This is a genomic window from Kitasatospora sp. NPDC058243, assembly GCF_042882025.1.
Lineage (GTDB): Bacteria > Actinomycetota > Actinomycetes > Streptomycetales > Streptomycetaceae > Kitasatospora.
In genome coordinates this window covers 72890-95997 of record NZ_JBHVWW010000028.1, presented here as the reverse complement: position 1 = coordinate 95997, position 23108 = coordinate 72890, and the positions used below count along the sequence as shown (strand labels likewise).

Sequence of the window (23108 nt, the reverse complement as noted above, 5' to 3'; positions counted from 1 at the left end):
CGTTTGCGGGTGGGGGGTAGGCAGTTCTATTATTTCTTCCCTCTTTTTCTTTTCTCCCCCCCCCCCCCGCCGCGCGTACCCCGGTCCGTCAGGCCCGGTCCGGGACCGTGCTCTCGACCAGGTGCAGGTAGGAGTTGACCGGGCGGACCCCGGTCGGCTCCAGACCCGCCTCCCGGACGAGGGCGACCAGCCCGGCCTGGGTGTGCTTGCGGCCGCCGACGTTGAGCAGCAGCAGCAGGTCCATCGCGGTGGTGAACCTGATCTCGGGACTTCCGTCCACCAGGTTCTCGACCACGATGACGCGGCTGCCCGGCTCCGCCGCCGCCGCCACGTTGCGCAGGGTCAGGACGGTGCTCTCGTCGTCCCACTCCAGGATGTTCTTCAGCAGGTACACGTCGGCCTTGACCGGGACCTCCCGGCGGCAGTCGCCGGCCAGCAGCGTCGCCCGGTCGGCGAGCGCGCCGCCCGGCCGCAGCCGCGGGTCGGCCCCCGCCACCACCTCGGGCAGGTCCAGCAGGGTCCCACGCAGCCCCGGATTGCGCTCCAGCAGCGTGGCGAGGACGTGCCCCTGGCCGCCGGCGATGTCCACCACCGTGCCGACCCCGCTCAGGTCCAGCCGGTCGGCCAGCGCGAGCGCGGAGAGCCGGCTCGACTGGGTCATCGCCTGGTCGAAGACCGCGGCCGACTCGGGCGCGTGGGCGTGCAGGTGGTCGAAGAAGTCCATGCCGTGCAGCTCGGGGAAGACGGCCTTGCCGGTGCGGACCGCCTCGTCGAGGTGCCCCCACAGCTCCCAGGTCCACGGCTCGGTGCCCCAGAGCACCATGTGCTTGAGGGTGCGCGGGGTGTCCTCCCGTAGCAGCCGCGAGGCGTCGGTGTGCGCGTACCGGCCGTCGGGTCGCTCGCTGAACACGTCGTAGGTCGTCAGCGAGCGCAGCAGCCGTTGCAGCGCGTCCGGTTGGGCGCCCACGGCCCGGGCCAGCTCGGCCACGGTGGCGGGCTCCTCGCCGAGCGCGTCGGCCAGGCCCAGCCGGGCCGCCGCGCGGACGGAGGCGGCGCAGGCCGCGCTGAGCGCGAGCTCGCGCAGCCGGATCACCGCCTGCGGAATGGTTTCGCCGGTCGTCGTCATCTGCCGTCCTCCTCAGGCGCCGTGCTGCGTGATCAGGTCGAACGGGGCCGGTTCGGCCTGGGCGAGCGCCATCACCCGGCCGACCCGCGAGCGGAACTCCGGGGAGCCGGTCGCCTGCTTGTGCGAGACGGCGTCGTCCCACTCGGCGGTCTCCACGTAGACCTGCGCGTCGGCGGCCGAGCGGTACAGCCGGTGGGAGCGGAAGCCGGGTTGGGCGCTCATGTACGCGGTGATCTCCCCGACGACGGCCTCGAACTCGGTCTTGTCACCGGTGACGGTGAAGCGGTTGATGAAGGTGAACATGCTGGTCCTCCTGGGTCGGTCGCGGGTCAGGGCTTGCCGAGCAGCCGGTCGCGCAGATCGCGCCGCTGCACCTTGCCGGTGGCGGAGCGCGGGATGCTCTCCGCCAGCCACAGGTGCCGCAGGTGCTCGTAGTAGGGCAGTCGGGCGTTGACGAAGCCGGCCAGGGCGGCCGGGTCGACGTCATCGCCCATCGGGACGACGAGTCCGACGGCGACGGCGCCGCTCAGCTCGTCGGGGTAGTCGAAGACCACGCAGTCGGCGACCGACGGATGCCGCATCAGCACCCGCTCGATCTCGGTCGGCGACACGAGCCAGTTGTCGCACTTGAAGACGTCCTTGATCCGGTCGACGACGGACAGCCGGCCTTCCTCGTCGACCCGTCCGACGTCACCGGTGCTGAACCAGCCGTCCGGGCGCACGGCCTCGCCGTGCCCGGCGCCGAGGTAGCCCAGCATCAGCTGGGGCCCCTTGACCTGGATCTCGCCCTTCTCGCCCGTCGGCAGTACCGCGCCGGTCCGCACGTCGACGATCCGGCAGCCCGTTCCCGCCACCGGCGGGCCGCAGGATCCGGTGGTCGGCCGGTCCAGCAGGTCGAAGTGGGTGGAGGGCGAGGTCTCGGCGAGACCGTAGCCCTGGACCACCGGGACGGCGAAGTGCTCCGACAGGGCCGTCGTCGTGCGCGGCGGCAGCGTGGAGCCGCCGGACAGCACCGCCCGCAGCGAGGGGATCCGGAAGGCCGGCAGGCGCAGGTCCCCGGCCAGCCGGGACAGCCGCACCGGGAGGCTGTACAGGTGGCTGGCCCGCCAGGCGCGGGCCAGCTCCACCATCGCCTCCTGGTCCTCCGCCGGGCAGAGCAGAAGGGTCGCGCCGACCGCCAGCGCGGTGTTCAGGTGCATGAGGTGGAACGAGGGCAGGTTGTCGAGCGAGACCGAGTCCGCGCCCAGCTGGTGGGCGTGCGCCGACTGCGCGGCGTTCACCAGGAGGTTGTCGTGGCTCAGCCGCACCGTCTTGGGAGCGCCGGTGGTACCGCTGGTGAACTGGAGGCAGGCGGTCCGCGCGGCCTCGCCGTCCGGGACGGCCGCCCGGGGCAGTTCGTCCAGCACCGGTGTGCCGTCGCCCGCGTCCGAGGTCACCACGATCTGCCGCAGCGCCGGGACCCGGTGCCGCACCGCCTCGATCCGGCGGTGCATCCGGGGCGACAGCACCGCCGCCCGCGCACCGCACGCGTTCAGGACGTGCACCAGGGCGTCGTCCGAGATCAACGGGTTGAACATGGCGCTGGTGTTGCCGGAGCGGGAGATCGCCAGGAAGGTGACGGCGAAGTCCACGGTGAGCTCGGCGGCGATCGCGATCACCGTCTCCGGGCCGCCGAACGCGCCGCGCAGCGCCTCGGCGCAGCGGGTCACCCGTCCGTCGAGCCCGGCGTGGTCGAGGACCTCGCCGTCGGCGACCAGCGCCGGGTGCCGGGGCGAGCGCCGGGCCGAGCGTCGGAGCAGGTCGTCGATCCGGGGGCCGCCGATCAGCTCCGACACGGTGTCCAGCGGCGCGCCGAAGGTCGTACTGTCCGCAGAGGTAGCCATGTCGGGGTCTCCTCTCAGGCGGCCGGCAGGTCGTCCCGGCACACCTGGCGGTGGCGGACCTTCAGCTCCCCGGCCACCCGCACCAGCCGGTCCTCGCAGCTGGTGCTCAGGTGCACGGCGGCCGCACCGCCCTTGGGCGTGGCGATGATGAGCGCGTAGGTCCTGGCGAGCACGGTGCCGTCCGGCTGCTCGGCGACCTCCAGCATGCCGAGCCAGTGCCGGTGCTGGACCCCGGCGGCGGCCAGGCGCGCCGCCGCCTCGTGGGCGCCGCGCTCGATGCTCCCCCGGCCCTCCTGCGGGTGCGGGCGGGCGTTGGCGGCGAACACGCCGTCCTCGGTGAAGGTCGCGGCCCACTGGGTGACCTCGCCCTCGTCCAGGTGGCGCATCTGCCGCCCGTAGAAGTGCTGGACCTCCTCGTAGAGCGATTCGGTCATGCTCGGGCCCTCCTCGGGCGGTTGGGGATCGGTACGGCGACGACGTTCGCACCCTCGTTTCGAATCCGGTTCGAGCGCGGGCCGCGCGGGCGCGCTCTAACGGGAGTCGAAGCCGGCGGTGCAGGGTCGGGCCGAGGGGCCTGAACGAGCCCGGGAACTCTGAATCGGAGACTGATGCGATGAGCACCGAGACAACCACCGGGGTCGCCCTGGTGACCGGGGCGACCAGCGGGATCGGACTGGCCAGCACCGTCCGCCTGGCCCAGCGAGGCCTGCGCGTCTTCATCTGCGCCCGCACCGCGAAGGACGTCTCGGAGACGGTCGCGCGGCTGCGCGGCGAGGGGTACGAGGTCGACGGCGTACCCGCCGACGTCCGCTCCCAGGAGGACGTCGCCACGGCGGTCCGGACCGCGGTGGACCGGTTCGGTCCGATCGGCGTGCTGATCAACAACGCCGGGCGCAACGGCGGTGGCGTCACCTCGGCCATCAGCGACGAGCTGTGGAACGACGTGATCGAGACCAACCTCACCAGCGTCTTCCGGGTCACCCGGGAGGTGCTGACCACCGGCGGCATGGAGCGGGCCGGCCACGGGCGGATCATCACCGTCGCCTCCACCGGAGGCAAGCAGGGCGTCCCGCTCGGGGCTCCGTACTCGGCGTCCAAGGCCGGCGTCATCGGCTTCACCAAGGCGCTCGCCAAGGAGCTCGCCGCCACCGGCACCACCGTGAACGCGGTCTGCCCCGGTTATGTCGAGACCCCGATGGCGGTGCGGGTCCGCCAGGCGTACGCCGCCACCTGGGAGACCAGCGAGGAGGACGTGCTCGCCCGGTTCGAGCAGAAGATCCCGCTCGGCCGCTACTCCTCCGCGGAGGAGGTGGCGGGCATGGTCGACTACCTGACCACCCCCGCCGCCGCCTCCATCACCGCGCAGGCGATCAACGTCTGCGGCGGCCTCGGCATCTACTGAACCCACCGACGGAAGGCTGGTCGACGGATGACCCGCACACAGCACACCACCCACGACATCGACGTGGCCGCCCCCGCCGACGTCGTCTACGCCGTCATCGCCGACGCCCTGGCGTGGCCACGGCGGTTCGGACCCACCCTGCACGTGGAGCACGAGGCCCTGACGGCCGACACCGAGCGGCTGCGGATCTGGGCCGGCGCCAACGGCGAGGTGAAGCACTGGACTTCACGCCGCGAGCTGGACGGCGGCCGCCGGCGGATCCGGTTCCGGCAGGAGGTCTCCTCGCCGCCGGTGGCCTCGATGGCGGGGGAGTGGCAGGTCCACGAGCGGCCCGGCGGCGCCACCCTGACGCTCACCCACGAGTTCACCGCGGTCGACGACGACCCACAGGGCGTCGAGTGGATCACCCGGGCCACCGACCGCAACAGTCGAACCGAACTCGGCAACATCAAGGCCCTCGCCGAGAGCTGGTCGGCGCTCGCCGACCTGGAATTCGAGTTCGAGGACTCGGTGCTGGTCGACGCGCCGCTGGAGACCGTCTACGGCTTCCTCCACGAAGCCGCCGAGTGGCCGGACCGGCTGCCCCACGTGGCCCGCCTCGACCTGCGCGAGGACGTCCCCGGCATCCAGCACATGGCGATGGACACCCGCACCGCGGACGGCTCCGAGCACACCACCGAGTCGATCCGGATCTGCTTCCCCGGCACCGCCATCGCCTACAAGCAGCTGCGCACACCGTCGATGATGTCCGCCCACACCGGCCGGTGGACCTTCGAGCAGACCGGGCACGGCGTCCGGGTGACGTCCTGGCACGCCGTCGTGCTCAACCCCGAGGCGATTCCCGCCGTCCTGGGCCCCGAGGCGACCACTGCTTCCGCCCGGACGTTCATCCGCTCCGCCGCGGGCGGCAACAGCCGCGCCACCCTGGCGCTGGCCAAGCGGTTCGCCGAGGAACGCCATGGCTGACCCCGCACCGTCCGTCCTGATCGCCGGCGCCGGCCCGGTCGGGCTCACCGCGGCCCACGAGCTCGCCCGACGCGGCGTACGGGTACGGCTGATCGACGCCGCCGACGGCCCGGCCACCAGCAGCCGGGCGCTCGCGGTGCACGCCCGGACCATGGAGGTGCTCGACCAGATGGGAGCGCTCGACCGGCTGCTCCCGCTGGGCCGACGTGTCACCCACTTCACCATGCACCGCCGGGGCCGCACCCTGGTTCGATTCGACACCAACTACGAGACGATGCCCACCGGTTACCCATTCAGCCTGATGGTGGACCAGGTGGTGACGGAACGCGTGCTGCGCGAGTGCGCCGCGCGGTACGGCGTCACCGTCGAATGGGGCGTCGAACTGGTCGGCGTCCGCTCCGAGACGGACGCCGCGCTGGTCACCCTGCGCCACCCCGACGGGCGGGTCGAGGAGACGCCGGTGCCCTGGCTGATCGGTGCCGACGGCGGGCGCAGCACCGTCCGGCGCCAGCTCGGCATGCGGCTGATCGGGGACACCACCCAGGAGTGGCTCAACGCCGACGTCACGATCGACGCCGACCTGCCGCCGGACAGCAACCACCTGCTGCACACCGACCCGGGAACGCTGCTGCTGGTGCCCTTCCCCGAGCCGGGCAAGTGGCGCGTGGTGGACACCAGGGACACCGGCGGAGCCGACGACCCCGAGGTCGTCCGGCGCAGGCTGACCGCCAAAATCGGCCGGGCGCTGGGCCGGCCGGTCACGGTCGGCGCGCCCAGTTGGCTCTCGGTGTTCACCGTGCAGCAGCGCCAGATCACCCGGATGCGCTCGGGACGCTGCTTCCTCGCCGGCGACGCCGCGCACGTGCACAGCCCCGCCTCCGGGCAGGGCATGAACAGCGGCATCCAGGACGCCTACAACCTCGCCTGGAAGCTGGCGGACGTGACGCGCGGTCACGCCGGGCCCCACCTGCTCGACAGCTACGACGCCGAGCGGGTGCCGACCGGGGCCGTCCTGTTGCGCTCCACCAGGACGGCCACCGCGCTGGTCTCGCTGCGCACCGTGCTGGGGCCGGCCCTGCTCACCGTCGGCACCGCCGTGCTGCGCGCGGTGCCGCCGCTGAAGCGCCGGGTCGAGGGCAAGATGATCCGCGGCTTCTGCGGGCTGGGCCTGGCCTACCCGGACAGCCCGCTCACCCTGGCGACCGACGCCACCGGTGGGATCAGGCCCGGCGACCGGGTGGGCTGCGCCGCCGGCACGGCAGGCGGGCACCCCGGCGGGGCCGCTCTCCGTGCCGAACTCGCCGATCCCCGATGGACGTTGCTGGCCGCCGAGCCGGCAACCGGGCGCGCCGCCCACCGGGAGGCGGTGGAGCAGGTGGACCGGCTGTTCGGCGCGGCCGTCTCGGTACGGGTGCTGTCCGACGCGAACGCCGACGGTAGCTCCGACGCGGACGGTCACTCCGACGCGGACGGTCACTCCGACGCCGACGGTCACTCCGACGCGGACACCGACGGCGCGCTGCGTCGTGCCCTGGGTCTGGCGCCCGGGGAGTTCCTGCTGATCAGGCCGGACGGCTACGTCGCCGCCCGGGACCGCGGCCCGGGCCGGTTCCGCCAGGTCCTCCAGGCCTGCGCCCTGCTACCGGAAGGGACCACCAGTGCGCATCATTGACCTGTCCTCGGCGATCGACGGCGGCGCCTGGGAGGTGGACGGGATCCGTCACGAGGTACTGACGCCGGCCGACGGCGCGCGGCACATGGCCGAGGGGATGCTCCGCAACCACGGCATCGAGTTCGACATCGCCGACCTGCCCGACGGAGAACTGCTCTCCCTCGACACCCTGACCCTGACCACCCACACCGGCACCCACGTCGACGCGCCGTCGCACTACGGCACCAAGACGGCGTACGGAATTCCGCGCGACATCGACCAGTTGCCGTTGGACTGGTTCATCGGCCCGGGAGTCGTCCTCGACCTGACCGACACCGGGGTCGGTACGATCGGCGCGGACCGACTGCGGCGGGCATTCGACGACATCGGCCATTGCCCGCGCGCCGGGGACATCGTGCTCCTGCACACCGGCGCCGACCAGCTCGCCGGAACACCGGAGTACTTCACCGAGTTCGCCGGCCTGGACGGTGAGGCGACCAACTTACTGCTCGACCTCGGGGTGCGGCTCATCGGGACGGACGCCTTCGGCCTGGACGCCCCTTTCACGCATATGCTCTCGGAGTTCCGGCGTTCCGGCGACCATTCCGTGCTCTGGCCCGCGCATTTCGCGGGGCGGCAGCGGGAATACTGTCAGATCGAGCGGCTGTGCAATCTGGGTGCGCTGCCCGCGCCGACCGGATTCACCGTACACGCGCTTCCGGTCAAAATCGTCGGCGCGGGCGCGGGTTGGACTCGGGCGGTGGCACTGCTCGATTGACGGCCGCGGCCGCCGAATTCAGCGCGGCCGGTATGCGACAGGTCCCGACCACCGTGGGGTGATCGGGACCTGTCGGGCGTGCGGCCCTGTGGTCAGATCCGGCCGAACATCCGCAGCATGTACTCCTTGCGGTCCAGCGGGTTGGTGTCGGTCCGACGGCGGCTCGGGGCCGCGCCGACGGCCGGCTGGAAGCTGTCGAACCGGGTGACCAACACTCCCTCACCCTGGCTCAGCCCCGGCAGCCGCTGCTCGAACTCCTGCGCCGTGCGGGCCGGGATGGTGCCCTCCACCAGGCAGGTGCTGCCCTGCGCCTTCGTCGTCTCCGGCGTGCCACCGCACTCCACCAGGTTCAACAGGACGGTGCTGACGTTCTCGGCCGGCACCTCCAGTTCGAACCTGTTCACCGGCTCGAACACCTGCGTCCCGGCCTGCTTGAGCGCGTTCATCAGCACCAGCGGGGTGAGCTTGCGGAAGTCGCCCGCCGCGCTGACCGGGCTGGCGAACCCGGTGTGGGTCAGCGTCACCAGGATGTCGAGCACCTCCCACCCGCACAGTCCCTGCTGGAGCGTCGAACGCGCCGCCTCCTCCACCGCCTTGTGGAAGGCGTACGGCAGCGAACCCAACTCGACCGACCGCCGGAAGACGACCCCCGAGCCGGGCTCTCCGGGCTCCACCCGCAGCCCGACCGTGGCCCAGAAGTAGGTCTTGCTCCGGTAGTCGATCTCCTCCGCCGACTCACCGACCCCGATCGGCCGCTCGACGCAGATGATCCGGGTGCCCTCGAACACCACGTCCAGCTTGTAGTCCTCGGCGAGCGTCGCCTTGATGACCTCCTTCTGCACCTCCCCGTAGAGGGAGACCGAGACCTCCTGCTCCTCGTCGTTCTTGCGGACGTTGATGAACGGGTCCTGGTCGGCCAACTGCAGCAGGGCCTCGTAGAGTTCGGGCATCGCGCCGGACCTCGTCGCCCTGACCACGGTCTCCAGGCTCGGCGGCGCGAACAGGTGCTGCCCGCGCAGCCCCTCGGCGGTGCCGAGCTGGTCCCCGATCCGGATGCCCTTGAGCCCCCAGACCTTGGCGATGTCACCGGCCGACGCCGGCGCCTCGACCACCGCGGAGCCCCGGTCGAACACCTCGACCACGGTCGTCCGGCCGGGCAGCTCGACGACGGCGCCGTGCTGGTCCTGCCGGTGGATGGAGACCTTGGTGCGGCCCTTGAGCGCTCCCGTGTGCAGCCGGACATAGGCGACCTTCTCGCCGGCCCAGCCGCGTTCGATCTTGAACACCGTTCCGCGCAGCGCATCGCCGGAGCCACCGTGATTGACCGGAAACAGGCTGGTGATCCCGTCCATCAGGTCGGTGATGCCGACGCCGGCCACGGCCGAGCCGAAGAACACCGGGTACAACTGCGCCGAGCCGGTCTGCCGGGCCAGCTCGGTCGTGTAATCCTGCTCGGTCAGCGCCGCCTCGTCGTCGAGGTAGCGCGCCAGGAACGCGTCGCCGTGCTCGGCCAGGACGTCGGCCAGTTCGGTGGCGAAGTCGTCCCCCGCCTCCTCCTCCGTGCCCCCCGCCGCGATCCGGCGGGCCGCGGCGCTCGCCTGCGGCGTACCGATCCTCTCCACCCTGCTCATCGGGACGATGGCGGGCGTGAGTTCGGAGCGGATCGACTCCAGCAGGTCGTCGTGGCGGGCGCCCATGCGGTCGATCTTGTTGACGAAGAGGATCACCGGCATGCGCATCTTGACCAGCGTGCGCATCAGCAGGCGGGTCTGGGCCTGGACGCCCTCCACCGCGGAGATGACGAGCACCACGCCGTCGAGCACGCCGAGGGCCCGCTCCACCTCGGAGATGAAGTCCGGGTGGCCGGGGGTGTCGATGAGGTTGACCTTCACATCGCCGACGGTGAAGGACACCACCGCCGACCGGATGGTGATGCCGCGCTGCCGCTCCATGTCGTGGGAGTCGGTCTGAGTGTCGCCGCGATCGACGCTGCCGATCCGGTCGATGACGCCGGCGGTGTAGAGCAGCCGCTCGGTCAGGCTGGTCTTACCGGCGTCGACATGGGCCAGGATTCCGATGTTCACGCTTGACATGACGTGCTTCCCCTAGTTCTTCGGTCTTCGCTTGCACAACCGGAGCAACACGGATCTTTCGGGGCACGTCATTCTCCTCGTGTCGTGACAGTAGTCCAACCTGTCGCAGTCTAACAGCACTTGACGATCCGACCGCCGATCGACCCCCGTCGATCGGCGGGGGAGTATTCCTTTTGGAACAACCGTGCCGAGCGCCTGGGAATAGCAGTAGTGCCACCTTGCGCGCAGTCCCCTTGAGTCGTTGATCGAAGCGTGGATATACAGGAGTCGAGTGATTATCTCGGCGAAATCGGAGGCGTCATGAGGTTCAATGTTCTCGGCCCGATGGAAGTCCTCGATGCGGGAACCCCGTGCACACCCAGCGCGCTGAAGGTCCGGTGGACGCTGGCCATCCTGGTGATGCACGCCAATCGGATCGTCGACCTCGGCGTCATGATCGAGGAAATATGGGGCGACAATCCTCCGCGCACGGTGGTGACCACCGCGCAGACCTACATCTACCAACTCCGCAAACTCGGTCGGGTGGAGGGCCGCGACTTCATCCTCACCAAGGCGCCGGGCTACCTGTTGCTCCTGGGCGAGGAGGAGCTCGACTCCCAGGACTTCGAGCGGCTCTACAACGAGGGCGCCCGCCTGCTGGCCGACGGCCACCCCGAGGCGGCGTCGGACCGGTTGGGCCAGGCGCTGAGCCTGTGGCGTGGCGGCGCGCTGGCGGACATCCCCGTCGGCAGGGCGCTCGCCGGCCACGTGGCCGTCCTGGAGGAGATGCGCCTGCGCGCGCTGGAGAACCGCATCCTGGCCGATCAGCAGATCGGCCGGCACCGGGAACTCATACCGGAGCTACGGGCGTTGACGCTCCACCACCCGCTCAACGAGTGGTTTCACGAGCAGCTCATGCTCGCGCTCGACTGTGCCGGCAGACGCAGTGAGGCCCTGCACGTCTACCGGTCGCTCTACCGCAAGCTCGACGAGGACCTGGGCATCTACCCGTCGCAGCCGTTGCGGGAGCTGCACGACGATCTGCTCAGTGGAATCTCGCGGCTGCGGGAGCCGCGTCGGCCGAGTGCCGGGCAGGTGATGGAACTCGGCCAGCAGCCGGCCGGCTCAGCCTAGTGGCACCAGCAGGGAGGCAGCCCTGGCCTTGTTGACGGCATCGATCCGGGAGACCGCGTTGAGTTTCACGAAGACGTTCCTGAGGTGGCGTTTGACGGTGCCGGGGGCGATGCTGAGGTGGCCGGCGATGGCGGAGTTGCTCAGGCCGTTCGCCACAAGTCCCATGATCTCCCGTTCCCGTGAGGAGAGTTGGGATCCGCGTGGCCCGGTCATCCAGTCGATGCCGGAGCGGGAGGCCATGATGTACACCCGCTCCCGGTTGACGGCCAGCCCCCGGACCACGGACACCAGGCAGTCGCTGGTGACGTCCTCGCGCAGGTAGGCACTCACTCCGAAGCCGAGGTACATCTCCACCTCGCCCGGCCGCTCGCGCTTGCTCAGCACGACCACCCGGCAGCGGGCGCCGCGGGGGAGCAGCCGGCCCAGGGCCTGTTCGGTGGCCGCGTGCGAGTCGCCCACCCCGAACAGCACCACGTCGACGTGGTGTTCGGACAGCACCTCCAGCGCCTCGTCCACGGTGCCCACCGTCGCGCGTACGACCAGGTCGGGCTCGGCGGAGAGGAAGGCGTGCAGTCCTTGGCGCAGCAGCGAATTTCCTTCGAGGACGAGGACCGACGTGCGATTCTTTATCATTGTCACGATAGACCTCGTTGGTAGAAGGCGCGAATTCCCGGCCGTGGCAGCCGTTTTCGGCCCGCCGCGGAGAGCGGCGCGCCCGACGGGATTCGACGGCAACGGGCGTGTGGGGGGAGTGATATCGGGGGCTGCGCGGTGCCGAGCCCGCTGGTGCCATTCGGCCGTCCCGGCCCGGTGGTCCGCGAGGCCTCGACCGTCGGTGTGAGGTCCGGCCTCGATGCCGACGGAGGCTTGCGCGCACCGGCGTCACCTGCACCTTCGGGCGACCGCCGCCCTCGTGGGCGGCGGCGCCGACCGTCACGGCAGCGGCCGCAGTGCAGGTCCGGGGTCAGCCATCAACTGGGAACGCCAACCATTCATCTTCTTCCGATCGTCGATCAGCGGCTGGTTTTCGCGGGCTTTATGGTCCAGGTCACAACCCCGCTTGCCGCACAGGCAACGGGGTGCTGGAGTCCGAAGCTGCGGCGGCACCGGGACTGTTGCCGTGACCTGATGTAAGGAGAACCTAACCGACCCTCGCAGGCAGCCCAAGGGCGCTTTTTCGCCGCGTCGGAAACGGTGAGATCACGGGATGATCTCGCTCTCCGTGAACGAAGCGCGATGCCGGCCCGGCCGTGCGCATCTCGTGTGATTGGTGGGTGTGAAGAGGGGGAAGGGACTGTGAATGATCACAATCTCCGTTGCGGCTCGCGGCAACCTGGCGGCCCGTCCGCGCGGGACCGCCGCTCCCCGGCTCATCGTCGACTGAACTAGCGAGGTGAGCCGGGTTGTTGGCGTGGGCAACCGCCCGCTCCGGCAGGCCGCCCCGTGCTTCTCGGGCCTGCCGTCCGCCTCCTCGGCCGCTCTCGGTTCGGCGGCCCCGGTGCGATCGGCCCTGCTGCTCTGGTCGCGCACCGGTGATGGTCGCGGGCGGCCTGATGCCGTCGGGTGACGTGACGACAGTCGAGGGAGTGATGCAGATCAGCAGATCAGCAGGAAGGCTTCCCACTCCTCGGTGGCGGCGCCGGTGCCCGGCTCGGACGCGGCTCAGGGATACGGGTGTGGGTGTGGGCGTGCAGGGGGCGAGGGCCGGGCCTGCCGTCCCCTCCAGTCCAGGAGGCCGGGAGGGTCGCCGACGCCTCGATCGCCTTGCCCGGTCCGCACAGCCGGCTGCCGTCGCCGCCGGGGGCGGCCCAGCGCGGGATGTCCGGCGCGCTCCGCGCCCTCATCGCCTCCGGCCACGATGGGGTTCGAGCAGGCAGGCGGCAGCTGTTATGCGCCGATCTCCGAGCGCGGCCTGATCGGCGAGCTTCGTACGGCCGCGCTGGTCGGTACGAACGTGCTGATCACGCGGTTCTTCGCCGCGGACGGCGCGCCGCCTTCAACCTCGACCGCGCACTGGGCCGACACGGCAGCGCCCGGCCGGGCGCGGGCCGGTCGCCGGTCGGCCGGGGCCCTCAGGCCTGCCGTCGTACGGCGATGACCGCCGCGCCCAGGACGCACGCGCCGGCGGCGGTGAGGTAGGCGAGGTGGTAGCCGGTGAGCTGGTCCGTGCTGGTCGCGGCGACCAGGACCATCACCGCGACGCCCGCGCTCGCGCCGATCTGCTGCGCCACGACGTTCACCGCCCCGGCGACGGCGTGCTGCCGCGCCGGGACTCCGGTGAGCCCGGCGGACGTCATCGAGGGGAAGTTCAGCCCCTGGCCGATGCCGCTGAGCACCAGGCCGGGCAGCACGTACTGCACGTACCCGCCGTCGTGCGGTGTGCCCAGCCACAGTGCGGCACCCCCGCCGATCAGGACGAGGCCGACCGCCATCAGCGTGCGCGGGGTGAACCGGGCCAGCAGGCGTCCGGTGGCGAAGTTGGCGGTGAGGAACACGGCCAGGGACATCGGCACCAGCGCGAGACCGGACTCGAACGGGGAGTAGTCCAGCATTCCCTGGAGGTACAGCGGCGCGAAGAACAGCAGCCCGACCGATCCCATGTACTGGAGGAACGCCGCCAGGCTCGCGGCCCGGACGGACCTGATCCGGAAGAGGCCGAGCGGAAGCACCGGGTCGGCGGTGCGGTGCTCACGCACGACGAACAGCACCAGGGAGGCGACCGCGGCGCCGAGGACGATCCACGCCGTCGCGCCGTCACTGCTCACGCCGACGATGAGCAGGGTGAGGCCGAGCGTGCCCGTGATCGCGCCGGGCAGGTCCAGCCGGCCGCTGTGCCCGGCGCCACCGGGCAGTCCGGCGCGGGTCGCGGCCAGCACGGCGAGCCCCAGCAGCACCGAGAACCACAGCACCGAACGCCAGCCGAGGAACTGGGTCAGTACGCCGCCCAGCATCACCCCGCCGCTGAAGCTCGCGGCGCCGACCGCCGCGTACACGCTGAAGGCCCGGTTGCGGGCCGGACCGGCCGGAAACGTCTCGGTGAGCAGGGCCAGCGCGGCCGGGCCCGACAGGGCGGCGCCGATGCCCTGGACGGCACGCGCACCCAGCAGCACCGCGGTGTCCGGAGCCAGCGCCCCGACCAGCGCGGACACGGTGAACAGGGCGACCCCGACCTCGAACACCCGCCGCCGGCCGAGGACGTCGGCCAGTCGGCCGCCCACCAGCAGGAAGCCGGCGAACGTGACGGCGTAGGCGGTCATGACCCACTGGAGCGTGGTCTCGTCCAGGTCGAAGCGCGCTCCGACCGACGGCAGGGCGGCGTTGAGGACTCCGAGACCGCTCACGTCCAGGGCGAGCGCCCCGGCCAGTACGCCGAGTGCCAGTCCCGGTCGGAGCGCCGGCTTGGCCGCGGTGTCGGTGGTGCCGGTGGTGTCGGTGGCGTCCGTCATGCGGGCCTGCCGTCGACGTCGCGGCCGGTGAGCCCGGCTAAGGAACGGTCGGCACGGGCTGACGCCGCATCAAGGTTCTCAACTGCCATGGGGGTCAGCTTGCATGGGTCACTCAGTCGCTGTCTACCCCCGTCGCGTGCCGGTGGAGCGCGCCTTTCGCGGGGCCGAGCGCCTATCCCGGCCGGGGCTCGGTGACGGGGCGCGCCGCCGGGTCGAGGCGCCATTTCGGATCGCCGACGGCTCCCACTCGAACCGGACACTTGGAGGTCAAATCTCGCCACTGCCTCAACCGGCCCTCGAATGGCGCTTGTCTCACCATTAACAAACTGGCACTCTGCTGTCCGCCGGTCGGATTAGCACTGACGATCCATTTTGCCTCAATCGGCATACTCGTCGCGCTTGACCAAATGGACCTTGGAGCCCATCGACAGTAGCCGTGCAGGTGAAGATTCCGCGTACGCGATCCTGTCGTCGATGCACTCGCGGACCGATGTGATCCAGAGACGCCCGTGATTTCTCCCGCGGTGAGAACGAGCTGCGCCGCCGGCTGAAACGGCGGTACACGAACGGGAGTTCTCGCCCACTGTGAACGCGGAGATCGGAAACGCCGATCTCATCCGCACGCCAACCGTCTGCCCCACCTTGGAACTTGATGCGGCGAAGGGGACCCTCCGCGTCATGAGCCGCCCCCCGTGTCCGGCCGCCCGGGTGCGGACCAACCCCCCCGACCGGTCGGCCGTGAAGCTCCACCCGTCCATTCCATCCGCCCTGTTGAGGGAGTCGCCGTGCCCCGAGAGCGCGCAGCGCGAGACATTTCCGCCGTAACGGATTTCCTGCTTTCCCGTGTTGTCGAGCTGCTGGACGTGTCCGCGAGCGCGGTGGACCGCTCGGCGCCGCTGCACCGGTACGGACTCGACTCGCTGAGATCGGTGACCCTCGCGGCCTCGCTGTCCGAGTTCCTCGGCTGGCAGGTCCCGGCCACCTGGATGTGGCAGCACCCGACCGTCGACGGGCTGGCGCGTGCGCTCGTCGACGGTCCGCGCGCCGCGGAGCCCGCCCCGAGTACCGAGCGCCGCCGCCTGCCCTCGCACGAGCCCGTCGCGATCGTGGGCATCGGCTGCCGGTTCCCCGGCGGGCCGGACCCGTCGTCGTTCTGGCAACTGCTCGTCGAGGGCGGCGACGCCGTCGGGCCGGTACCGGCCGCGCGACGCGAGCTGCTGAACGACAGGGCGCGCTGGGGCGGGTTCATCGACGGCATCGACCAGTTCGATCCGCTGTTCTTCGGCATCTCGCCCCGCGAAGCCGTCCAGATGGACCCGCAGCAGCGCCTGATCCTGGAGCTGTCCTGGGAGGCGCTGGAGGACGCGGGCATCGCGCCCCACAGCCTGGTCGACAGCGACACCGGCGTGTTCATGGCCTCCTGTTGGGGCGACTACGCCGCCCTGGCGCACTACCGCGGCCCCGACAGCCAGATCACCCCGCACACCGCAACCGGCATGCACGACGGCATCATCGCCAACCGGGTCTCCTACGTCCTCGGCCTCCAGGGCCCGAGCATGGCGATCGACGCCGCCTGCGCCGGATCGCTGGTCTCGGTGCACGTGGGGTGCCAGTCGATCTGGCTGGGCGAGAGCGACCTGGTGCTGGCCGGCGGCGTGAACCTGAGCTTCGTCTCCGACTACTACACCGCCATGGACGCGATGGGCGCGCTCGCCCCGGACGGCCGCTGCAAGTCCTTCGACGCCCGCGCCAACGGCTACGTCCGCGGCGAGGGCGCCGGCGTCGTCGTGCTCGCCCCGCTGAGCGTGGCGCTGGAGCGCGACCTGCCGGTGTACTGCCTGATCAAGGGCAGCTCCTCCAACAACGACGGTCTGAGCAACGGCATGACGGCGCCGAACCCCCAGGCGCAGGAGAAGATGCTCCGCACCGCGTACCAGCGGGCGGGCATCGCACCGCACCTCGTGGACTACATCGAGTGCCACGGCTCCGCGACGCCCCTCGGCGACCCGATCGAGGCCAACGCCATCGGCGCGGTGCTGGGCGGCGGCCGTACGGAGCCGCTGCGGCTCGGGTCCGTCAAGTCCAACGTCGGGCACCTGGAGGCGGCCGCCGGCATCGTCGGCCTGGTCAAGCTCGCGATGTCGATGCGCAACGGCGTGCTGCCGCCGAGCCTGCACTACAGCGCGCCGAACCCGCAGATCATGTTCGACGAGTACAACCTCACCGTCCAGGACCGGCTGACACCGTGGCCGCGACGCTCCGACGCCCGCCGGGGCGGCGTCAGCTCGTTCGGGTTCGGCGGCGCGATCTGCCACGTCGCCGTCGAGGAACTGCCGCGCCCCGAGAGCTCGCTGCTCCTGCTGGCCGCGGACTCCCGGGAGGCGCTGGCCGAGCGGGCCCGGGCGCTGCGCGACGAGAGCGACCTGCGCGCGCTCTGCCGCCGGACGCCCGGTGACGGCCCGTTCCGGCTCGCGGCCACCGCCCGCGACATGCCCGAACTCCGCTCCCAGCTGGACGCCTTCGGCAGCGGGGCGAAGGCCGCCGGGCTGAGCGTCGGGGAGCGGACCGGACGCAGGCCGCGGGTGGCCTTCCTGTTCTCGGGCAACGGCTCGCAGTGGGTGGGCATGGGCCGGCAACTACTCGCCGGGATGCCCGTGTTCCGCCGGTCCATGATGAAGTCCGACCGGCGGATGCGGGAACTGCTGGGCTTCTCGCTCGTCGAGCAGCTGATGTCCCCGGACGGCCGCATCGACGACATGGACGTCTTCCAGCCGCTGCTGTTCTCCCTCCAGGTCGCGCTGGCCGAGGCCTGGCGCTCGCTGGGGGTGGAGCCGGACGTCGTCGTGGGGCAGAGCGTCGGCGAGTTCGCCGCCTCCCACATCGCCGGCGCACTCGACTTCGACGACGCCTCCCGCCTGGCCGCCCACCACGGCCGGCTCCTCCAGCAGCTCGCCGTGGGGCGCGGCGAGGGCATCGTGGTGATGACCGCCGCCGACGAGGTCAGGCCGTACCTGACCGGCCGGCTCACCGTCTCCGGCCACAACGGCCTGAACTCCACCCTGGTCACCGGCACACCGCAGGAGATCGACGACCTCGTCCAGCGGCTGACTGCGGAGGGCGTCACCAACCACCGGGTCCGGATGGGCCACGCCCCGCACTCCCCGCTGGTCGACCACGTCCTCGCCCCGCTGAAGGTCGAACTCGACGGCATCAGGCCCCGGACCACCCGCATCCCGATGATCTCGACCGTCACCGGCGAACGCGTCGACGGCGCCGAGCTCGGGCCGGACTACTGGGCGGACAACCTGCGCCGGGAGATCCGGGTGGTCGACGCCCTGACGAACCTGCGCGACCACGACGTCGACGCGGTGATCGAGATCAGCCCGCACCCCGTCCTGCTCAAGTCGGTGTCGGAGATCCTGACGGCGACCACCCTGCCCTCGCTGCGCCGCGGCGCCGACGAGGCCTCGACCCTGCTCGGCTCGCTCGGCGCCCTGTACACCGCCGGCCTCCCCGTCGCGGCCCACCCGTTCCTCGCGGGCGACCGCGGGCGGCACGTCACGCCGGGCCGCAGCGACGCCGCCGCCGACGAGCAGGTGCACCTCGTCCCCGTCACCGCCCGGACGGCGGGCGCGCTGACCGACACCTGCCGCGAGCTGTCCAACCACGTCGAACGCGACGCGGGCCTGCGGGTCTCCGACCTCGCCTACACGCTCGCCGCCAGGCGCACCCACCACAACCATCGGATCGCCCTGTTCGCCCGCAACCGGCAGGACGTCCTGGACGGCCTCGCCCGGGTCGCCGCCGGCCAGCCGCACCCCGACGTCGTCACGGGCACGGTCTCCGGCAACGTCGACCGGCGGGTCGCGCTGGTGTTCTCCGGCGGCGGCACCCAGTGGGTCGGCATGGGCCGCGAACTCCTGCGCTCGCACGCCGGCTTCCGCACCTGGATGACCGCCTGCGACGCCGCCGTGCGCGCGGCCGGCGGCTGCTCGGTGCTCGACCAGCTCGCCGCCCCGGCCGACGAGGCCAGGTACGAGGAGATGGACTTCCAGCAGCCCGTGCTGTTCGCCCTCCAGGTCTCGCTGGCGAAGGTCTGGCTCGGACTGGGCATCCAGCCGACCGCCGTCGTCGGGCACAGCCTGGGCGAGGTCGCGGCCGCCTGCGTGGCCGGCGCGCTGTCGCTGGAGGACGCCGCCCGCGTGGTGGTCGCCCGGTCGCACCTGCTGGAGCGCAAGGCCGCCGCGGGCGCCATGATCTCCGTCGACCTGCCGGAGGCGGAGCTGCTGCCCAGGCTCGCCCCCTACGCCGCGCACGCGGCCGTCGCCGTGGTCAACAGCCCCACCAGCGCGGCGGTCTCCGGCTCGCCCGAAGCCGTCGACGCCCTGGAGGCCGACCTCAAGCGGGACGGCATCTCGACCCGGCGGATCCGGGTCGAACGGCCGGTGCACAGCCCCGGCATGGACCCGCTGCTCCAGCCGCTGCGCGCGGGCATCGACGGCATCACCCCGCTGACGCCCGGCATCGACTTCCACTCCACGGCACTGGCCGACACGGTGAACCCGGTCGCCGACGTCGACTACTGGGTGCACAACCTGCGCAACCAGGTCCGGTTCGCCGAGACGATCGGCGCGCTGGTCGACCAGGGCGTCGGCACCTTCATCGAGATCGGCCCGCACGAGACGCTGCGCGGCGCGGTCGAGGAGATCGCGCTGACCCGTGGCGCCCGGGTGCACGCGATCAACTCCCTGCGGCGCGACGAGAGCGACGTCCGCTGCCTGTTGGGCGCCGCCGCGTCGCTGTACGTCAGGGGCCTGCCGCTGACCTTCGACCCGCTGTTCGGCGACGACGTCGAGGTCGTGGAGACGCCGCTCGTCCAGTGGCAGAAGGACCGCTACTGGATCGACACCGAGCCCCGCCCCGTACGCGCGACGGCCCCGGCTGCCGAAACCGTGGCCGCGCCCGTGGCCCGTGTGGTGGAGGAGGAGCAGCCGGCGGAGATCCGGCCGGTGGCGGAGGTCGTCCTCGCCGAGCTCGCCGACGCGCTGGGCGTGCCGGTGAGCAGGTTCGACGTGAACGCCAGCATGCTCGACTTCGGCCTCGACTCGATGCTGGCGATCCGCCTCGTCAACAGGCTGCAGTCGCTGTTCGGGCACCGGGTGTCGCCGGTGGTGTTCCTGGACGGCCGGCCCATCTCCGAGGTCGTCGGCCACTTCGTCGGGCTCACCGCCGGACCGGCCGCGCCCGCGACGGCCCAGCCCGTACCGGCTCCGGCCCCGGTTCCGGTCCCCAAGGCCGAGCCGGACCGGACGTACCTCGACGAGCTGTCCGAACTGGACGCCGAGGAGCTGGTGGACGAACTGGACGCGCGCGGACTGCTGGAGGCCACCGACGCCCCGGCGCTGGACCAGCTGCGCGCCGACGGCCTCGGCCTCGCCCTGGCACCGGCCTCGCACGGCCAGGCCTCGCTGTGGTTCATGCAGATGGTCGCGCCGGACGCCGTGCCCTACAACTTCATGGTGACCGCCCGGATCCGGACCGCCGTCGACGAGAAGGCCCTGGAACGTGCCGTCCGGGCCGTGATGGAGCGCCACCCCGCCCTGCGCACCCTCTTCGTGGAGGCGGGCGGCAGCCCCTACCAGGTCATCCTGGACGAGCCGGTGTACGAGTTCGTCGTGGCGGACGGCACCGACCTGGACGACGAACAGGCCCGCGAGGAACTGGCCCGCTACGGGCACGAGCCGCTCGACCTGGACAACGGGCCGCTGGTGCGGATCGTCCTCATGACGCGCGGACCGGCGGACCACTACCTGCTGGTGCTCGTCCACCACATCGCGTCGGACGCGGCGTCGGCCGACGTCATGATCCGCGAACTCCAGGAGTACTACGAGGGCGCCGACCCCGCCGACAGCGCGCCGGTCGCCCCGTACACGGAGTTCGTCGCGTGGGAGCGGCAGTGGCTGGCCGGCCCGGCGGCCGGCGCGGCCCTGGACTGGTGGTCGCAGAAGCTGGCCGACCCGCCCGCCCACCTCGACCTGTCCACCAAGGAGCGGCCGCCGGGCGTCACCTACGAGGGCCGCGACCTCGCCTTCCGCTGGAGCGCCGAACAGACCCGCCTGCTGCGGGAGTTCGCGGTGCGCGAAGGCGTGTCGATCAGCACCGTCGTGCTGGCCGGGTTCTTCGCCACGCTCAACCGCGCGGTCGGCACCGAGGACGCGGTGCTGGCCACCGCCATCGCCCAACGCGCCGAGCCCGGCTGGGAATCCGCCATCGGCTACTACCTCAACACCGTGCTGGTGCGGGCGAACCCCGCCGGTGACCGCAGCTTCCGCGAACTGCTGCGCGAGGTCCACGCCTTCTCGCTCGGCCTCCTGGAGCACATGAACTACCCCCTCGACCTGCTGGCCTCCCAGCTGCGGCCGCCGAGGGCCGAGGGCCGCTCCCCGTGGTTCGACGTGGTCGTGAACTGGCTGTCCTCGGACGCGTTCCCCCGGTCCGTCAAGCTCTTCCACGGCATCGGCGACACCATCACGCCCGACGGCGCGCTGCCGCTCGAACCGCTTCAGGTGCGCAGGCACCTCGCCAAGTTCGACCTCGAAATCTCGATGGCCGACATCGACGGCGAGGTGGCCGGCCACGTCCAGTTCAAACCGAGCTACCTGGAAAGGCAGACCGTGACGGCACTGCTCGCGCTGTACCGCACCGTGCTCTTCGACGCGATCGCCCAACCCGACCGGGCCCTCGGCGACTTGGCGCCGACCGGCCTCCCCGAGGAGACGGACCAGTGACCGAGACCCTGCACTCCGCGTTCGTCGAGCAGGCGCTCAAGAACCCCGACGCGACCGCCGTCTACTCCGACGCCGGCGTCCTGACCTACGGCGAACTGAACGAACGCTCCCGGGAGTTGGCCGAACGGCTGGTCGCCGACGGCGCGGGCCCCGGCATCCCGGTCGGCATCTGCGTCGAGCGCACCCCCGACCTGCTCGTCGGCATCCTGGCGGCCCTGCGCGCCGGATCCTGTTATCTGCCGCTGGACCCGAACTACCCCGCCGACCGGCTGACCTTCATGGTCCAGGACAGCGGCACCCGGCTGCTGCTCACCACCCCCGCGTCCCGGTCCAGTTGTCCGCCCGGACCGACCGTGGTGGTGCTGGGGGAGAGCGTGACGACCGAGCCCGGCGCGAAGCCCGTGGCGGTCGTGCCCGGCGACACCGCGTACGTCATCTACACCTCGGGCTCCACCGGCAGGCCCAAGGGCGTGGCCGTCCGGCACAGCGGCTGCGTGGCGATGCTCGCCGAGATGGACCGGGTACTCGACGGCTGCGACCTGAGCGGAGTCTCGGCGGCGAGCTCGGTCTGCTTCGACCTGTCCGTGATGGAGATCTTCAACGCGCTGTGCCGCGGCGGCGCCGTCGTGCTCGTCGAGAGCGCCGTGCACCTGCCGGAGAGCCGGTACGCCGACAGGATCACCCACCTGAACGTCGTCCCCTCGGTCATGAACAGCCTGCTCGACGCCGGAGCCCTGCCCCCGAACGTGCGCACCGTCGTGTTCGGCGGCGAGGCCCTGCGCCGCAAGCTGGTGGACCGCACCTACCGGGAGACCGGCGCCGACCGGGTGTTCAACGCCTACGGCCCCACCGAAGGGACGGTCTTCTGCTCGTTCGGGCCGGTGCCCGAGGACGGGACCGACGAACCGACGATCGGCCCGCCGACGACCAGCGACCGGGTCTACGTGCTCGACGAGCAGCTGAAGCCGCTCCCGGCCGGCGAGCCCGGCGAGCTCTACCTCGGCGGCGCCGGCCTCGCGCACGGCTACGTCAACCGGCCGCGCACCACGGCCGAACGCTTCGTGCCGGACCCGTTCCGCAACGGCGAACGCATGTACCGCACCGGGGACGTCGTCAAGTTCACCGACGGCGGCGAACTCCGCTTCCTCGGCCGCACCGACCACCAGGTCAAGCTGCGCGGCTACCGCATCGAGCTGGAGGAGGTCGAGGCCCGGCTCACCGGCTGCCCCGAAGTCCGGGAGGCCGCCGCCGTCGTCCGGGGCAACCGGCTCGTCGGCTACGTCGTGCCCGCCGGCGACGACGCGCCGCAGGGCGGCCCCCGGCTGGACGCCGCGCTCCAGAGCGCCGTCACCGGCAGGCTCGCCGTCGAACTGCCCGACTACATGGTGCCCGCGACGCTCGTGTTCCTCGCCGCCCTGCCGCTGGGGCCGGGCGGGAAGCTCGACCGCAACGCGCTGCCCGAGCCGCCGGCCGCCGACACCGGCGGGCCCCTGACGGCCGCCGGCACGCCGACCGAGGTCGCCCTGTCGGAGATCTGGGGCCAGCTGCTCGACCTCGAACCGTCGAGCATCGACGTGCAGTCCGCCTTCTACGACCTCGGCGGGGACTCCCTGCTGCTCATCCGCCTCGCCCGGCTGATGACCCGGCGCTTCGACCGCCGCGTCCGGGTGCCCGACCTCTTCAGCTTCCGCGACATCTCCTCCCTCGCCCGCTGGCTCGACGACGAGAGCGGCGCCACCCCCGAGGCGGTCCAGTCCGCCCGCGCGCGCGCCAACACCCGCCGGGCCGCGCTGCGCGGCCGCGGCGGCGCCACCGGCCGCTGAACCACGAGCCGCTGAGTCTGCTGAGCCACCCTCACTCGA

General features: G+C 71.7%; 14 protein-coding genes. 7 read left to right on the top strand and 7 right to left on the bottom strand.

Features of this window, described 5'->3' with window-relative positions:
* Window positions 1-88: 88 nt before the first annotated feature.
* Genes ACFVX9_RS19950 through ACFVX9_RS19935 form a run of 4 tightly spaced genes read right to left on the bottom strand, consistent with a single transcriptional unit; the run spans window position 89 to window position 3443 of the window.
* Window positions 89-1126: a methyltransferase gene (locus ACFVX9_RS19950; protein ID WP_380425127.1), complete on the bottom strand. Its 1038-nt coding sequence runs from the start codon at window positions 1124-1126 to the stop codon at window positions 89-91.
* A 12-nt stretch (window positions 1127-1138) separates the two neighbouring features.
* Window positions 1139-1429, bottom strand: a complete 291-nt coding sequence (locus ACFVX9_RS19945; RefSeq protein ID WP_063346332.1) for an antibiotic biosynthesis monooxygenase — start codon at window positions 1427-1429, stop codon at window positions 1139-1141.
* 26 nt (window positions 1430-1455) lie between these two features.
* Window positions 1456-3009: a class I adenylate-forming enzyme family protein gene (locus ACFVX9_RS19940; protein ID WP_063346331.1), complete on the bottom strand. Its 1554-nt coding sequence runs from the start codon at window positions 3007-3009 to the stop codon at window positions 1456-1458.
* Window positions 3010-3023: 14 nt separating this feature from the next.
* The gene (locus ACFVX9_RS19935) at window positions 3024-3443 is read right to left on the bottom strand and encodes a nuclear transport factor 2 family protein (protein ID WP_063346330.1); all 420 of its coding nucleotides are present in this window, start codon (window positions 3441-3443) and stop codon (window positions 3024-3026) included.
* Between the two features lie 179 nt (window positions 3444-3622).
* Here ACFVX9_RS19935 and ACFVX9_RS19930 point away from each other — a divergent pair, with 179 nt between their 5' ends.
* The 4 genes from ACFVX9_RS19930 to ACFVX9_RS19915 are packed head-to-tail and all read left to right on the top strand — an operon-like array spanning window position 3623 to window position 7806.
* Entirely contained in the window at window positions 3623-4411 is a 789-nt protein-coding gene (locus tag ACFVX9_RS19930; protein ID WP_063346329.1) for an SDR family NAD(P)-dependent oxidoreductase, read from the top strand.
* 27 nt (window positions 4412-4438) lie between these two features.
* Window positions 4439-5377, top strand: coding sequence for an aromatase/cyclase (locus ACFVX9_RS19925; protein ID WP_063346328.1), 939 nt, complete (start codon window positions 4439-4441; stop codon window positions 5375-5377).
* The gene (locus ACFVX9_RS19920) at window positions 5370-7049 is read left to right on the top strand and encodes an FAD-dependent oxidoreductase (protein ID WP_387982759.1); all 1680 of its coding nucleotides are present in this window, start codon (window positions 5370-5372) and stop codon (window positions 7047-7049) included. Before ACFVX9_RS19925 ends, ACFVX9_RS19920 begins: the two co-directional genes overlap by 8 nt.
* Window positions 7036-7806, top strand: coding sequence for a cyclase family protein (locus ACFVX9_RS19915; RefSeq protein ID WP_063346326.1), 771 nt, complete (start codon window positions 7036-7038; stop codon window positions 7804-7806). The genes ACFVX9_RS19920 and ACFVX9_RS19915 overlap by 14 nt, the downstream gene beginning before the upstream one ends.
* Before the next feature lie 92 nt (window positions 7807-7898).
* Here ACFVX9_RS19915 and ACFVX9_RS19910 read toward each other — a convergent pair whose 3' ends face one another.
* The gene (locus ACFVX9_RS19910; protein WP_380378666.1) at window positions 7899-9899 is read right to left on the bottom strand and encodes a GTP-binding protein; all 2001 of its coding nucleotides are present in this window, start codon (window positions 9897-9899) and stop codon (window positions 7899-7901) included.
* 300 nt (window positions 9900-10199) lie between these two features.
* Between ACFVX9_RS19910 and ACFVX9_RS19905 the strand changes: the two genes are divergently transcribed.
* Window positions 10200-11012 (top strand): BTAD domain-containing putative transcriptional regulator, encoded by an 813-nt coding sequence (locus ACFVX9_RS19905; protein ID WP_380338649.1) that lies wholly within the window; start codon window positions 10200-10202, stop codon window positions 11010-11012.
* On the opposite strand, the gene ACFVX9_RS19900 is transcribed toward ACFVX9_RS19905, so the two are convergent.
* Complete coding sequence (locus ACFVX9_RS19900) at window positions 11004-11645, bottom strand: LuxR C-terminal-related transcriptional regulator (RefSeq protein ID WP_063346323.1); 642 nt, start codon at window positions 11643-11645, stop codon at window positions 11004-11006. The two genes, ACFVX9_RS19905 and ACFVX9_RS19900, sit on opposite strands and share 9 nt — an antisense overlap.
* Window positions 11646-13084: 1439 nt before the next feature.
* On the bottom strand, window positions 13085-14458 hold the full coding sequence (locus ACFVX9_RS19895) for an MFS transporter (protein ID WP_380378669.1): 1374 nt from the start codon (window positions 14456-14458) through the stop codon (window positions 13085-13087).
* Window positions 14459-15150: 692 nt separating this feature from the next.
* Between ACFVX9_RS19895 and ACFVX9_RS19890 the strand changes: the two genes are divergently transcribed.
* Both ACFVX9_RS19890 and ACFVX9_RS19885 read left to right on the top strand, forming a co-directional pair.
* Window positions 15151-21246 carry an acyltransferase domain-containing protein gene (locus ACFVX9_RS19890; protein ID WP_387982757.1) on the top strand — a complete coding sequence of 2032 codons (6096 nt, stop codon included), beginning with the start codon at window positions 15151-15153 and terminating at the stop codon, window positions 21244-21246.
* Complete coding sequence (locus tag ACFVX9_RS19885; protein ID WP_387982755.1) at window positions 21243-23069, top strand: amino acid adenylation domain-containing protein; 1827 nt, start codon at window positions 21243-21245, stop codon at window positions 23067-23069. The genes ACFVX9_RS19890 and ACFVX9_RS19885 overlap by 4 nt, the downstream gene beginning before the upstream one ends.
* The last annotated feature ends 39 nt before the right edge of the window (window positions 23070-23108 follow it).

What these genes read in the sequence shown, in the direction of transcription:
- ACFVX9_RS19900 (WP_063346323.1), bottom strand. Translation starts at nt 11,645, where the DNA reads ATGATAAAGAATCGCACGTCGGTCCTCGTCCTCGAAGGAAATTCGCTG.
- ACFVX9_RS19920 (WP_387982759.1), top strand. Translation starts at nt 5,370, where the DNA reads ATGGCTGACCCCGCACCGTCCGTCCTGATCGCCGGCGCCGGCCCGGTC.
- ACFVX9_RS19935 (WP_063346330.1), bottom strand. Translation starts at nt 3,443, where the DNA reads ATGACCGAATCGCTCTACGAGGAGGTCCAGCACTTCTACGGGCGGCAG.
- ACFVX9_RS19910 (WP_380378666.1), bottom strand. Translation starts at nt 9,899, where the DNA reads ATGTCAAGCGTGAACATCGGAATCCTGGCCCATGTCGACGCCGGTAAG.
- ACFVX9_RS19905 (WP_380338649.1), top strand. Translation starts at nt 10,200, where the DNA reads ATGAGGTTCAATGTTCTCGGCCCGATGGAAGTCCTCGATGCGGGAACC.
- ACFVX9_RS19950 (WP_380425127.1), bottom strand. Translation starts at nt 1,126, where the DNA reads ATGACGACGACCGGCGAAACCATTCCGCAGGCGGTGATCCGGCTGCGC.
- ACFVX9_RS19945 (WP_063346332.1), bottom strand. Translation starts at nt 1,429, where the DNA reads ATGTTCACCTTCATCAACCGCTTCACCGTCACCGGTGACAAGACCGAG.
- ACFVX9_RS19925 (WP_063346328.1), top strand. Translation starts at nt 4,439, where the DNA reads ATGACCCGCACACAGCACACCACCCACGACATCGACGTGGCCGCCCCC.
- ACFVX9_RS19930 (WP_063346329.1), top strand. Translation starts at nt 3,623, where the DNA reads ATGAGCACCGAGACAACCACCGGGGTCGCCCTGGTGACCGGGGCGACC.
- ACFVX9_RS19940 (WP_063346331.1), bottom strand. Translation starts at nt 3,009, where the DNA reads ATGGCTACCTCTGCGGACAGTACGACCTTCGGCGCGCCGCTGGACACC.
- ACFVX9_RS19895 (WP_380378669.1), bottom strand. Translation starts at nt 14,458, where the DNA reads ATGACGGACGCCACCGACACCACCGGCACCACCGACACCGCGGCCAAG.